The following is a 13,025-nucleotide window of genomic DNA, read 5'->3' as shown; positions in this document are numbered from 1 at the left end:
GGTCAGTCCTGGGTTTCGTCCGCTGGCGGGAGGGTGATGTCCTGTTCCGGTTCGGCGATCTCGGGCTCGGGTTCCGTGATGTCCTCGCCGACCTCATCGAGTCCGCCGACGGTGCCCCGGCGCGACAGCACGAGGTAGACGCCGACGCCGATACCGAGCCACGCGAGTGCGAGGACCCACGTGACCCAGTCGATGAACAGCCCGAGCAGCAGGTTCAGCACGATGCCGAGGATGGGCGGAATCGGGTAGTACGGAATCTCGAACGGGCGGCGAAGGTCGGGCTGCTGGCGGCGCAGCCGGATGACGCTCAGGTTGACGATGACGAACCCGAGCAGCGAGAACAGGCTCGCGAGGTTGCCGACGATGCGGATGGGGACCACGACGACGGCGAGCAACATCACGGCCGCGCTGGCCACGATTGCCACGAACGGCGTCCCGTACTTGACGTGGAGCCGCCCGAGTCGCTTCGGGAGCTGGCTCTCGCGGCCCATCGCGAAGGCGACGCGGCTGGAGCCGATGACGACCGCGTTCAGCGCGCTGATGGTCGAGAACACCGCCCCGAAGGCGATGATGGCCGCCCCGGTCCCGATGAGCGGGAGTGCGGGCATGAAGCCCTCTGCGGCCTGCGCGATGGCGGTCTCACCGGCTCCGGCGAGGCCCTCCGCCCCGAGCGTACCGATGGCGACGAAAACGACCAGCAGGTAGACGACGATGGTGACGACGACCGACAGCAGGATGGCCCGCGGGATGTTCTTCTGGGGGTTCTCGACCTCCTCGGTGACCGTCGCGATGAGGTCGTACCCCTGGAACGCGATGAACGTCAGGCCCATCGCGGGCAGCACCGAGATGGGGCCGTTGGGGAACAACGGTTCGAAGTTCCCCAGGTCGACGAACGAGAGGCCGAACGCGACGAAGATGAGCAGGATGACGATCTTCACCAGCGTGATGAGCGTCTCCGCGCTCCCGCTCGCCTCGGTCGAGACCGCATTGAGCGTCACGAAGGCGACGACCGCCGCCAGCGCGTACGCGACCGGCGGCCCCGGGAGCGTGATGCCGTAGATGTGGAAGAACTCGACGAAGTTCGAGGAGAACCCGAGCGCGTACAGCGCGCCGGCTATCATGTAGGTGAACCAGCGCGTCCAGCCCATGACGAACGAGACGGGTGCGGAGAACACCTCACGGACGTAGGCGTAGCCCCCGCCGTTCCGGGGGATGGCCGCGGCGAGTTCGGCATAGGAGAGCGCGGTGAACGTCGTGACCCCGCCGTTGAGCGCGAACACGACGATGGCGGCCGGGCCGGCTCCTCTGGCGGCCAGGCCGGTCAGGACGAAGATGCCCGCGCCGATCATCGCGCCGATGCCGACCATCGTCGCGTCGAGCAGCGTGAGGCTGGCGGTTGGCGAGCGGTCGCCGGCGTGGCTCATGATGGCACCCTCCGACCAGCGTCGTCACCGAACGGTCGCGCCATGGTCCAGTCTTCGTCGGAATCGGTCAAATAACCCGCTGCCGGCGTCGGGGCGTCGGCCTGATTACTCAAGCCCGTTCGGTTCGCCAAAGCGCGTCAGCACGTCGAGTTCGGACTCGTCCACGTCCGAGAACGCCTCGCGCGCGATGACGCGCTTGTGGACCTCGTCGGCCCCGTCGATGATGCGGAAGGCGCGGACGTCCTCGTAGAAGTCCGCGAGTGGCAGGTCCTTCCCGATGCCGTTGCCGCCGCAGAACTGGACGCACTGGTCGATGATGTCCTGGACCGTGTTCGCGGTGAACACCTTCGCCATCGCGACCGGGATGCGGGCCTCGTCGCCGGCGGAGATGCGGTCGGCCGCGTCGCGAATCATGGTGCGGGCGGCGTGGAGCTGTATCTCGGCGTCGGCGATGTCGTACCGCAGCGCCTGCTTCTCCGCGAGGGGCGAGCCGAACGCCTCGCGCTCGCTGGTGTACGCGGTCGTCACGTCGATGGCGCGCTGTGCCATCCCGGAGAAGCGCATGCAGTGGGTGAGGCGGGCGGGGCCGAGGCGCTGCTGGGCGTGTTTGAAGCCCGCGTTCTCGGTTCCAAGCAGGTTCTCCTCGGGGATACGGACGTCCTCGTACAGTATCTCGGCGTGGCTGCCACCGGTGACGTTCCCGCCGACGTGGGGGATGTCCCGGACGATGTTCACGCCCTCGGTGTCGACCGGTACGAGGAACAGAGAGGTTCCCTCGTAGGGGTGGGCGTCGAGGTCGGTCCGCGCCATCACGATGAGTACGTCCGCCTCCGACCCCTGTGTCGTCCACCACTTGTGCCCGTTGATGACCCACTCGTCGCCATCTCTCTCGGCCGTCGTCCGAATCATCTTCGGGTCCGAGCCGCCGCCGTCGTGAGGCTCGGTCATCGAGAACGCCGACCGAATCTCGCCGGCTACGAGGGGGCGAAGCCACTCCTCCTTCTGTGCCTCGGTCCCGACGAGTTCGAGCGTGTGCATGTTCCCCTCGTCGGGTGCCGCGACCCGCATCGCGCTCGGCCCGAGCAGGCTCCGGCCGGCCTCCTCGAACAGCGGGAGCACGTCGCGGAAGTCCAGCCCGAGGCCGCCGTACTCCTCTGGCATCTGTGGCGCGTACACGTCGTGCTCGCGGGCCTTCTCGCGGAGGTCCGCGATGGTCGCCTCGTCCACCGGCGGACCGCCCAACTGCTCGCGCTCGGCGGGGATGACGTACTCTTCGACGAACGCCCGGGCCCGCGCCGCGAGGTCTCGGGCCGTCTCGGAATCGGTGTACTCCATAGCACCGGCAACACACTCGAACAGTGTAAATCTATATCAGGTCGAGCGTTACAATCGTTAGTACGAATGGAGGGACATACGTGAGCGATTCGCATGGAGACGAGTCCTACTTCGAGCGACTCGTCGACGAACCCGCCCTGGAGGCGTACCTGACACGAGAACTCGGGGAGGCCACCGCGTTCGAGGTCGAACACCACCAGGAGGGGCACTCGAACGAGACGCTGTTCGTCACCTGGGGCGACCGCGACCTCGTCATCCGGCGGCCGCCGCCGGGCGAGACCGCGGAGACGGCCCACGACGTACTCCGGGAGTACCGCGTCATGGCGGCGCTACAGGACACCGACGTGCCGGTCCCGACGACCGTCCTCGCCTGCGACGACCACGACGTGCTCGGCGCGGATTTCTACGTCATGGACCGGGTCGAGGGCCACGTGCTCCGGTCGGCCGAACCCGACGTGTTCGCCGCGCCCGCGCACCGCCAGACCATCGGCGAGGAACTCGTCGACACCCTTGCGAGCATCCACTCGGTCGACCTCGCGGCAACAGGGCTGGACGAGTTCGGCCGGCCGGCCGGGTACACCCAGCGGCAGGTCGACCGCTGGCAGAAGCAACTCGAATGGGCGTTCGAGGTCACGGCCGAGGAGCGGTCCGTCCCGACGCTCCGGCGGGTCGGTGAGTGGCTACAGGACCACGTCCCCGCGGACCACTTGGAAACGCTGGTCCACGGCGACTACAAGCTCGACAACGTCATGTTCGGCCCCGACACGCCGCCGGAACTGGTCGCGGTCTTCGACTGGGAGATGAGCACGCTCGGCGACCCGCTCGCGGACTTCGGCTGGATGCTCTCGTACTGGCGTGACGCGAAGGACCCCGAACCGGCGGTCCCGGAGCTGACGGCCACGTTCATGGAACACGAGGACTACCCGACCCGCGAGGAGCTGGTCGAGCGCTACGAGACCCAGACGGGCTTCGAGTTCGAACACGACCGGTTCTACCGGGCGCTGGCCGTCTACAAGCTCGCCGGCCTCGGTGAGATGTTCTTCCGGCGCTACCTGGAGGGCAACAGCGACGACCCGATGTACCCCCTGATGGAGGACCGGGTACCCGCGCTCGCGGCCCGCGCCGAGCGCATCATCGAGGGCGACGAACCGCTGTAAGCATCCGGTCAATCCTGCCCCGTACCGGGTGCTGCTTCGTATCCAAAGGGACAACCTATGCTGCGTGGCACCATTCCACAAGTAAGGAGTCGATAGCCTCCAGCGGACCAGCTCTCCGTTCCCCGTCGGGGAGCCGGCATCCCTGTCTGGCTGTCGACGCTATGACCAATGTCCAGTTTCGAAAGAAGAACCGACCCGGCGCGCGCGGTCCAGGACGAATGTAGCAACTGCAACCGGAGTGAAGGGCACGAGCGAGGCCTCGTCTGCGACGACGACCGAAGCATCAACATCGTCCTCTGCGACCACTGCCTGGATTCCTACCTCGAAGAGGAGTGGATACACGGGGCGAGCGACTGAACGGGACTCCCGTTCGGTCGTTCCACGGCGTCCCGGCGGTCACGCTTCGTCCGCCAGCCCGCGGAATATCTCGGGGTCGGTTCTGAACTTCAACACGTTGTGGACGACCGAGTTCCGCAGGTTCGAGACGACCTTGCCGTGTTCCTTGTAGAAGTCGTGTATCCACCGCGACTGCTGTTCACGGCCGCGGAACATCATCACGGACTTCCACTGGTACTCCCCGTCCGACAGGAAGTAGAACAGGGTGTGTGGGTCGTCGCGGATGGCGACCATCGCGTCGTGCCACTCGTCGGCGAAGTGCTCCGGGTTGAACTTGAACTCGAACAGTGCGAACAGGAAGTACTCCTCGTTTGGGACGATGGCCTCGCGGAACACCCCCTCCTCGCGCATCTTCCGGATGGTCTCGCTCACCGTGACGTGGGAGACGTCGATGTCGTGCTCCTCGGAGAGAAGTCGGGCGAGTTCGCGCGAGGAGAGCTGCGGGTCCGCGGCCAGTTCCTGCAGGATGACGACGTCGCGTTCTTTGAACGACCAGTCGGGGGCGGTGTCGTCCGGCATGGCGCTACCTGTCTCGGCGGCCGCAGTGAGCGTTTCGGTCCCGGCAGCAGTCAGCGTCGCCACCGACCGACCTCGCCAGCACCCATGACACTGCATGGCAAAGAGGTGCCTGCCCTCGTTGCGAAGACGTGTACGATGACGGACGAGACGACACCACCGACGCCCGGACTCGTACACGAGTGGGTCGACCAGCGCATCGACGACCGCGACGACTGGGCCCGACGACGACAGAAGGGTATCCCCAACGACCGGCAGCTTATGGTCGTCGCCTGCATGGACGAGCGCATCCCCCTCGAAGACGTGCTCGGTATCCAGCTTGGTGAGGCCCACGTCTTCCGGAACGCCGGCGGGAAGGTGACCGACGACGTGATTCGCAGCGCCGCGTTGACGACGAACTTCTTCGACACCGAGGAGATAATCGTGGTCAAACACACCGACTGCGGAATGATGAGTGCGTCAGACGACGCAGTCGTCGAGGGGCTCGAACACGCCTGTGGCGGTGACCTCGACGGTGTCTCACTGGACCCGGCGATCCCCGAGTTGAACATCGGCGACGCCTCTCTGGCCGACTGGGTTCGCATGACCGACGACATCGACGTGGCCTGTGAGGAACAGGTCGCCATGCTCCGGAACCACCCGTTCATCCCCGACGACGTCGAGGTCCACGGCTACGTCTACGAGGTCGAGAGCGGGGCGCTCCGACGGCCACACGAACGGCTCTCCGAGGGGGTCAACACGCGGGAGTGATCGAGCAGGAAGCAGATAGTCAGTCGGTGAGAACCGCCGCAACGATGTCTTTCGCCTCCCTGACGTGCTCGTCAGCGGCCTCGCTGCCAGTCCCGTCCACCTGTGACAGCAGGTGTTCGACGTGGCCGACACGCTCGCGGACCACCTCGGAGGGCAGGTCGGAGTCTGCGAGGTCTCCGGCGACCGCCTCTGCCTCACCGATCCAGCGGTTCGCGGTCCGCTCGACCGGGAGTTCCTCGGTCGCCCGGAGCTGCTCGTAGAGTTCCCGCAGCCGCGCCGCGGTGTCGTCCTCGTTCATCCTGCTCGGGAGGAGGTGTCGGACACCCAAGAGCCCACCGCCAACCATCACGGTTGTTCACACCGGGTTCGCGTCGGAAACGCACGACTGCTCAGTCTTGAAGGAGGCGGCGTACCGAGGGAGAGCCACGATGTCCAAAGCAGCCATCATCGTGCTCGCTGGTACAGAATCGCACGCCGACCTCGGTCGTGTCGTCAACGGGATGCAGGCAGCCAAGGAGTTCGCCGACGCGGGCGACGAGGTCGAACTCATCTTCGACGGTGCCGGGACCCAGTGGATCGCCGAGCTGTCTGACGAAGACCACGACGCACACGCCCTGTTCAACTCGCTCGAGGAGCACGTGCAGGTGTGTGACTACTGTGCGGGTGCCTTCGAGCAGGACGACGCCGTCGAGGACGCAGCTGTCGAGCGCGTGGACGAGTTCGACGGCCATCCGAGCGTCAAGGAACTGGTCGACGACGGCTACGAGGTCATCACGTACTGACCCCGCCGGTCACCAGGAATCCACCGTGTGACGGGACTGTTTGGTACGGCCCGTCTGCCCCGTTTCGGCGCGAAACGCGAAGACGGGCCCGAACAGTAGCACCGCGGCGACGAACCGAACCACCCACCGCAGTTGGCCGACGGCGTTGGCCAGCACCACCTGTGTCTCACCGGGTTCGACTACGAGCCACGAGACGGCGAGCAGACCCACGACGACAGTGAGCAGTCCGCCAGCGCCGATGGCGGTCGCTAGCGAAGACTCGCGTCGGAAGACCACGCCGAGTGCAAAGAGGAAGGCCCCGGTCGGCGCGGCGACGAAGGCGAACGAGACCCAGACGACCTTCCAGAGGTCACGTCCCACGACCGCCAGCGACGGCCAGCTGGAGACGCTCAGGAGCAACTGGACAACGACCATCGCGAGGGCCACGTAGGCGATGTCACCGAGTGGCCCCCCGTCGACCGGGAGGTAGCTCTCGTCTGCGGGGTCAGCCATGCTCGAAACGCTGACCCGGTCCCAGAGGTCCTCCTCGTGATCGCTGGCGAACTCGGGACGTCCCTGTTCCGGTGCCAGCGCCGGGACCGGGTCAGCCGTGGACCCGCTCGCCGGCCTTGAACACGGTCTCGACCACGTTCGTCCCGTACTGGTAGGAGACGTGCCGGAACGACGGCGCGTCGAGAATCGCGATGTCGGCGGGCGCGCCCTGCCGGAGCGTCCCATGTCTGGCGGGCAGGTCGAGGGCGGCGGCCGCGTTCGTCGTACTCGCCTGAAGCGCCTCGGCGGGCGTCATCCGCATGCCGACGCAGGCGAGCGACTGGGCGAAGCCCATGCTGTGGCTGTGACAGTTCGGGTTGAAGTCGGTCGCGATGGCCACCGGGGCGTCCCGGTCGAGCATCATCCGGGCATCGGCGTACTCCTCGCCGAGACCGAAGGCGGTCCCCGGCAAGAGGACGGGGACGACGCTCGCGTCGACCAGCGCGTCCACGTCCTCCTCGGTCGAGTAGAGCAGGTGGTCGGCGCTGGTCGCGCCGATCTCGGCGGCGAGTTTCGTCCCGCCGATGTGGGCGAGCTCCTCGGCGTGGACCTTCGGCGTCAGGCCGTGGTCCCGACCGACCTTGAGGACCCGCCGGGACTGCTCGACCGAGAACACGCCCTCCTCGCAGAACACGTCACAGAAGGTCGCGATGCCCTGCTCGGCGACCGCGGGAATCTGTTCCTCGCAGACCTCGTCGACGTACTCGTCGGTGTCCATCCCCTGGGGGACGGCGTGGGCTCCCATGAACGTCGGAATCACGTCGACCGGGTGCTGTTCGTCGGCGCGACCGATGACCCGGAGCATCCGGAGTTCGGTCTCGGTGTCGAGGCCGTAGCCGGACTTCACCTCGACCGTGGTGGTGCCGTGTTCGAGCATCACGTCGAGATGGGACATGAGGTTCGCGAGCAGGGTGTCCTCGTCGGCCTTCCTGACGGCCTCGACCGACCGGAGGATACCGCCGCCCTCGGCCAGAATCTCCTGGTAGGTCTTCCCGCGCAGTTTGGCCTCGAACTCGTCGGAGCGGTCCCCCGCGAACAGCGCGTGGGTGTGCGGGTCGACGAAGCTCGGCAGGACTGCCTGCCCGGCCGCGTCGTAGCTCTCGTCCGCGGCCGACGGTGGGTGGTCACCCGTCACCTCGTCGGTGTCGCCGACGGCCACGACCTCGCCATCCTCGACCGCGATGGCCGCGTTGTGGATGAACTCCATCGGTTCGTCGGTACCGGGGCCGACGGCCAGTTCCTCGATGTCGTAGACGACGAGGTCGGTCATGCCGACCACCCCGCGAGGAAGTGCGCGACGGCCCTGGCGGCCGCGTCGACCGTCATCCCGCCACGGTCGAGCGACGGCGCGGTCTCGACGACCTCGAAGCCGGCGACTCGGTCGTCACTCGCAGCGAGCCGGAGCATCCGGTAGAGTTCTCGAGTCGTGATGCCGCCGGGGGTGGGCGCACTCGCGCCGGGGGCGAACGCCGCGTCGAGCACGTCCACATCGACCGAGACGTAGACGTGGTCGACGTCTCCCAGCGAGTTGATGGCCTTGTCGACGGCGTCGACCGCGTCGTCGCCGACCTCCTCGGCGACCCGAATCTCGGCCTCGTGCTCGCGGACGAAGTCGTCGTATTGGGTCGACGTCTCGAAGTGGCGCGCGCCGACGCAGGCGTAGGATTCGAGTCCCTTCTCGAACAGCTGGCGGTACGGCGTGCCACTGGTCGGGCCATCGTCGGGAACCTCGCGGCAGTCGAGATGGGCGTCGAAGTTCAGGACGCCTACCGAGCCAGAATCGAGGAGTGGGCTGACGTTCGGGACCGTCAGCGAGTTGTCCCCTCCGATGAAGATGGGCAGGGCGTCGGTCTCGTGGACCGCCCTGGTGGTGTCCGCGACGATGTCCTGGACCATCGCCACGTCGCCGCTCGGGATTGCCACGTCGCCCATGTCCGCGATTCTGGAGACCGGCCCGGCGTCGAAGTGATGGGTTTTGACGCCTGCCAGGGACTCCCGGATGGCGTCCGGTCCGTCAGCCGCGCCCTTCCGGCCGATGACCGCACCGTCGTACGGTTCGCCGACGATGACCGCGTCGTACTCGCCCGCGGTGTCGAGGGTGGCCTGTGCGACCACGTCGCCGAACTGTACGTCGTTCGGGTCGCTGGAGGTGCCCTGCCAGACGGGTGGCTCTGTGAAGGTCGTCATTCGTTATCCCGCATCGGCACCCGGACGTTCGAAACCTTCGCTTCGTCGAGCGCCTCCTCGTAGCCCGCGTCGGCGTGGCGGATGACGCCCATCCCGGGGTCGGTGGTGTAGACACGCTTGGCCTTCTCGGCGGCGAGGTCGGAGCCGTCGAGGACGACGTGGTTGTTGGTGTGCAGCGAGTTCCCGATGCCGACGCCACCGCCGTCGTGGACCGAGACGATGTCCGCGCCGGAGGCGGTGTTGAGCAGGGCGTTCAGGATGGGCCAGTCGGCGACCGCGTCGGAGCCGTCCTGCATCGCCTCGGTCTCGCGGTTCGGAGAGGCCACCGAGCCGGCGTCGAGATGGTCGCGGGTGACCACGACAGGTGCCGAAATCTCGCCCTCGGCGACGAGTTCGTTGATTCGCAAGGCGAACTTCGCGCGCTCGGTCAGGCCGTCGTCGTCGGTCGAGTAGCCCAGCCAGCAGACGCGGCTCGGGAGCCCCTGGAAGTGGACCTGCTCCTGGGCGAGGTCGATCCAGCGGTGCAGGTGCTCCTTCTCGGGGAACAGTTCCAGTATCTCCTCGTCGGTCCGGTGGATGTCCGCGGGGTCACCCGAGAGCGCGGCCCAGCGGAACGGCCCCTTGCCGCGGCAGAACAGCGGCCGGATGTAGGCGGGCACGAAGCCGGGGAAGTCGAACGCATCGTCGCGGCCCTTGTACTCCTTGACCTGTCCGCGGATGTTGTTCCCGTACTCGAACGCGATTGCGCCCGCGTCCTGCATCGCGAGGATACCGTCGACGTGACGCTCCATCGTGTCGATGCTCTCCTCGACGTACTTCTCGGGGTCGCGCTCGCGCAGGTCGTCGGCCTCCTCGACGGTGTAGCCGGACGGGTAGTAGCCCTCCAGTTCGTCGTGTGCAGAGGTCTGGTCGGTGACCACGTCCGGGACGAAGCCGCGTTCTTCCATCCCCTCGAACATGTCCGCCGCGTTCATGTGCAGGCCGATGGAGTACGGTTCATCCTTCTCGGCGGCTTCCTGGGCCTTCTCGATGGCCTCGTCCAGGTCGGCCGTCTTCTCCATACAGTAGCCCGTCTCAATGCGGCGGTCGATGCGGTGCTCGTCGACCTCCGCGGCGATGCAGACCCCGTGGTTCATCGTCACGGCGAGGGGCTGTGCGCCGCCCATGCCGCCGAGGCCGCCGGTAACCGTGATCTTCCCCCGGAGGCCGTCGTTGCCGGGGTAGTGCTCGCGGGCGAGTTCGGCCAGCGTCTCGTAGGTTCCCTGGATGATGCCCTGGGTGCCGATGTAGGCCCACGAGCCGGCGGTCATCTGGCCGTACATGATGAGGCCCTTCGACTCGAGCTCGTGGAAGTGCTCCCAGTCGTCCCATTTACCCACTAGATTCGAGTTCGCGATGAGGACTCTGGGTGCGCGCTCGTGGGTCTGGAAGACACCCACCGGTTTGCCGGACTGGACGAGCAGCGTCTCGTCGTCCTCCAGGTTCCGCAGCTCGTCGAGGATGGCATCGTAGGCGTCCCAGCTGCGGGCCGCCCGGCCGGTCCCGCCGTAGACGACGAGTTCCTCGGGTTTCTCGCCGACCTCGGGGTCGAGGTTGTTGTTGAGCATCCGCAGGGCCGCCTCCTGTCGCCACCCCTTGCACTCGATGTCCGTGCCTGTCGGAGACCCCTGGTACTCCCGCCACTGCTCGGAGGGCTCGCCGACGTCGTGTTTCCGCCCTGACTCGGGTTGTTGCGCCATAGTTTCACAATGGGCCGCCAGTTGGATAGAATACCCCCTCCATGTGGCCATGGTTTTATATAGGGCGTGTGAACGGGTGGCTATGTACGAAGCAGTGTTCCGCATCGTCGGTGGCGGGGCGTACGAGACCGCAACCGACGGGACCGACACCACCATCGAGGTGTGGTGTAACGACCACTGCGACCTGTTGCACGTCAGTGGCACGGGCGGTGACCGCGTGCTCGACGAGGTCGAGGAGACCGTGGGCGTCAGGGAGCGCCTCTCCCAGGGGAACGAACAGGTGCTCATCACCGCGGACTGCCTGACGGCGCACATGGAGAACAACGTCGAGACCTACCTCGCCAGCCACGGCTGTCTCCTCGTCCCGCCGCTGAAGTACGTCGACGGGGCGAAGCACGTCCGGGCGCTCGCGCTCGACGCGGAATCGCTGTCGGCGGTGTACCGCGACCTCACCGAGGAGTTCACCGTCACGGTGGAGTCGAAACGCGAGATTCGGTCTGTGACGCCAGACGCCCCCCTCCTCACCGTGGATGCGGTGTTGCCGGACCTCTCGCCCCGCCAGCGCGAGGCGTTCCTGACGGCCCACGAGCGCGGCTACTACGAACTGCCGCGGAAGACGACCACGGAAGAGATCGCGGCGGTCATCGGGGTGAAGCGCCGGACCGTCGAGGACCACCTGCGACGGGCCGAGAAGAAGATCGCCGATTCGCTCGTCGAGTACCTGTAGCAGGCCGCTACAACAGCCCCAGGGCCGCGACGAGGTGCGTGATGCCCGCGATGAGCGGGAACAGGATGACCGTCCGGAGGACGAACAGCGCCAGCAGGTCGCGGAACCGGATGGGCACGTCGCTGAACATGTCCATGATCATCGGGCCGACGCTGGAGAAGAAGATGAGCTGGGAGACGGCCAGCACGGCGACGAAGAACTTCGCCTTCACCGCCACGCCCGTCACCAGCAGGACCGGCACGTACATCTCGGTGATGCCGACGATGGTCGCGGGCGCAACGGTCTCGGCGTTCGGGATGCCCAGGGCGGCGACGACCGGCGTCAGGGGCTTGCCGAGGATGTCGAACACCGGCGTGTTCGCCGACAGCAGCGTCGCGGCCAGTCCAACCGCGAGGATGGTCCCCAGGATGAGGCTCGTCAGCTGCAGGCCGTCGACGAACCCACGCTTTGCGGCCTGCGCGAACGACTCGCCCTCCTCCGCCTTGCCGACCGCTTCGCTGATGGCGAGCTTGACGTAGTCGCCGGGGGAGCCCGAGAACGCGAGTTCGGGGTCCGGCTCTGCGATGTACTCCGGCGGCGTCGTCGAGATGGGCGGAATCCGCACGAGGATGATGGCGGTGATGGTGACACAGACGAAGTACGCCGCGAAGATGAGCGGGAACAGCGGGAGCATCTCCAGGGTCGCCGCGACGACCCCGACGAAGCCGACCGAGACCGTCGAGAAGCAGGTCGCGATGGTGAACACGTCGCGCTTGTGGTAGCCGCCCTGCTCGAAGACGTTCCGGGTGACGTAGAGGCCGACGCTGTAGGAGCCGACCCACGACGCGAGGCTGTCCAGCGCGGCGCGCCCGGGCACCTTGAACAGCGGCTTCATCACTGGCCGGGCGAGGGTGCCGACGAACTCGAGGCCACCAAGCTCGACGAAGATGGTGATGAAGATGGCCCCGATGGGGATGATGATGCCGACGCTGTACACCAGCGTCCCCCACATGAGCCCGCCGGTCCCGGGCGTGTGCAGCCAGTCGGGACCGAGCTTCAGGAACATGATAGGTGCAAGCACGAGCCCGGCGAGTCTGAGCAGCCAGAACACGCCCGAGGTCTCGAAGGCCGAGAGGTCGTAGCCCTGGAACTCGCCGTCACTCACCATCGCGAGCGTCGTCAGGAGTCCCCCGGCGACGATGATGGCCAGCGAGTAGACGCCGACCGCGTCTGGGAACGTCTCGGTGATTGTACTCACTGCGATATCGAACGGGACCGTTATCTCGCCCTGGTACGGCACCGGCAGGAGGAAGAACACCCCGCCGATGAGGAACGCCACGACGAACTTCACGACCGGGCGCATCGCGAACTCCTGTAAGTCCACGTCCTCGATGCTCCGTGCCGACGGTTCCGTGTCGACCGTGTACGTGCTGCCTGTTTCGGTAGACATTGACACACTATTTGCGGATTTCTGAGTTAGTCCTGAAACCACCACGTGGAGT

At 66.7% G+C, this 13,025-nt stretch carries 14 protein-coding genes; 5 read left to right on the top strand and 9 right to left on the bottom strand.

The features are described from left to right. Positions 1 to 2: 2 nt before the first annotated feature. Together ACSC1S_RS18780 and ACSC1S_RS18775 are read right to left on the bottom strand one after the other, a co-directional pair. Positions 3 to 1,424: an APC family permease gene (locus tag ACSC1S_RS18780; protein WP_435365627.1), complete on the bottom strand. Its 1,422-nt coding sequence runs from the start codon at positions 1,422 to 1,424 to the stop codon at positions 3 to 5. A gap of 105 nt (positions 1,425 to 1,529) precedes the next feature. Continuing rightward, complete coding sequence (locus ACSC1S_RS18775) at positions 1,530 to 2,759, bottom strand: acyl-CoA dehydrogenase family protein (RefSeq protein ID WP_435365626.1); 1,230 nt, start codon at positions 2,757 to 2,759, stop codon at positions 1,530 to 1,532. Positions 2,760 to 2,839: 80 nt separating this feature from the next. On the opposite strand from ACSC1S_RS18775, the gene ACSC1S_RS18770 reads away from it, so the two are divergent. Together ACSC1S_RS18770 and ACSC1S_RS18765 are read left to right on the top strand one after the other, a co-directional pair. Further along, positions 2,840 to 3,916, top strand: coding sequence for a phosphotransferase family protein (locus tag ACSC1S_RS18770; RefSeq protein ID WP_435365625.1), 1,077 nt, complete (start codon positions 2,840 to 2,842; stop codon positions 3,914 to 3,916). Positions 3,917 to 4,084: 168 nt separating this feature from the next. Then, complete coding sequence (locus ACSC1S_RS18765) at positions 4,085 to 4,273, top strand: hypothetical protein (RefSeq protein WP_435365624.1); 189 nt, start codon at positions 4,085 to 4,087, stop codon at positions 4,271 to 4,273. Positions 4,274 to 4,312: 39 nt separating this feature from the next. On the opposite strand, the gene ACSC1S_RS18760 is transcribed toward ACSC1S_RS18765, so the two are convergent. Then, positions 4,313 to 4,831: an Lrp/AsnC family transcriptional regulator gene (locus ACSC1S_RS18760; RefSeq protein WP_435320846.1), complete on the bottom strand. Its 519-nt coding sequence runs from the start codon at positions 4,829 to 4,831 to the stop codon at positions 4,313 to 4,315. Positions 4,832 to 4,966: 135 nt separating this feature from the next. On the opposite strand from ACSC1S_RS18760, the gene ACSC1S_RS18755 reads away from it, so the two are divergent. Further along, positions 4,967 to 5,578, top strand: a complete 612-nt coding sequence (locus ACSC1S_RS18755) for a beta-class carbonic anhydrase (protein ID WP_435366010.1) — start codon at positions 4,967 to 4,969, stop codon at positions 5,576 to 5,578. Between the two features lie 19 nt (positions 5,579 to 5,597). Here ACSC1S_RS18755 and ACSC1S_RS18750 read toward each other — a convergent pair whose 3' ends face one another. Then, positions 5,598 to 5,876 carry a DUF8152 family protein gene (locus ACSC1S_RS18750; protein ID WP_435365623.1) on the bottom strand — a complete coding sequence of 93 codons (279 nt, stop codon included), beginning with the start codon at positions 5,874 to 5,876 and terminating at the stop codon, positions 5,598 to 5,600. Positions 5,877 to 6,006: 130 nt separating this feature from the next. Between ACSC1S_RS18750 and ACSC1S_RS18745 the strand changes: the two genes are divergently transcribed. Continuing rightward, positions 6,007 to 6,360 carry a DsrE family protein gene (locus tag ACSC1S_RS18745; protein ID WP_435365622.1) on the top strand — a complete coding sequence of 118 codons (354 nt, stop codon included), beginning with the start codon at positions 6,007 to 6,009 and terminating at the stop codon, positions 6,358 to 6,360. A 9-nt stretch (positions 6,361 to 6,369) separates the two neighbouring features. Here the strand turns inward: ACSC1S_RS18745 and ACSC1S_RS18740 are convergent, their stop codons facing one another. From ACSC1S_RS18740 to hutU, 4 genes are all read right to left on the bottom strand, one after another. Then, positions 6,370 to 6,852 carry a hypothetical protein gene (locus ACSC1S_RS18740; protein ID WP_435365621.1) on the bottom strand — a complete coding sequence of 161 codons (483 nt, stop codon included), beginning with the start codon at positions 6,850 to 6,852 and terminating at the stop codon, positions 6,370 to 6,372. 91 nt (positions 6,853 to 6,943) lie between these two features. After that, the gene (gene hutI, locus ACSC1S_RS18735) at positions 6,944 to 8,161 is read right to left on the bottom strand and encodes an imidazolonepropionase (RefSeq protein WP_435365620.1); all 1,218 of its coding nucleotides are present in this window, start codon (positions 8,159 to 8,161) and stop codon (positions 6,944 to 6,946) included. Next, complete coding sequence (gene hutG / locus ACSC1S_RS18730) at positions 8,158 to 9,078, bottom strand: formimidoylglutamase (protein ID WP_435365619.1); 921 nt, start codon at positions 9,076 to 9,078, stop codon at positions 8,158 to 8,160. Before hutG ends, hutI begins: the two co-directional genes overlap by 4 nt. Then, positions 9,075 to 10,817, bottom strand: coding sequence for a urocanate hydratase (gene hutU, locus ACSC1S_RS18725; protein WP_435365618.1), 1,743 nt, complete (start codon positions 10,815 to 10,817; stop codon positions 9,075 to 9,077). Before hutU ends, hutG begins: the two co-directional genes overlap by 4 nt. 82 nt (positions 10,818 to 10,899) lie before the next feature. Between hutU and ACSC1S_RS18720 the strand changes: the two genes are divergently transcribed. After that, on the top strand, positions 10,900 to 11,544 hold the full coding sequence (locus ACSC1S_RS18720; protein ID WP_435365617.1) for a helix-turn-helix domain-containing protein: 645 nt from the start codon (positions 10,900 to 10,902) through the stop codon (positions 11,542 to 11,544). A 7-nt stretch (positions 11,545 to 11,551) separates the two neighbouring features. Here the strand turns inward: ACSC1S_RS18720 and ACSC1S_RS18715 are convergent, their stop codons facing one another. Continuing rightward, on the bottom strand, positions 11,552 to 12,973 hold the full coding sequence (locus ACSC1S_RS18715) for a YjiH family protein (protein ID WP_435365616.1): 1,422 nt from the start codon (positions 12,971 to 12,973) through the stop codon (positions 11,552 to 11,554). Between the last annotated feature and the right edge of the window lie 52 nt (positions 12,974 to 13,025).

It is taken from the genome of Haloarchaeobius pelagicus, from assembly GCF_051207375.1.
Lineage (GTDB): Archaea > Halobacteriota > Halobacteria > Halobacteriales > Natrialbaceae > Haloarchaeobius.
Note: the sequence above shows the minus strand (reverse complement) of the source record. Positions and strands in the feature narration are given on the sequence as shown.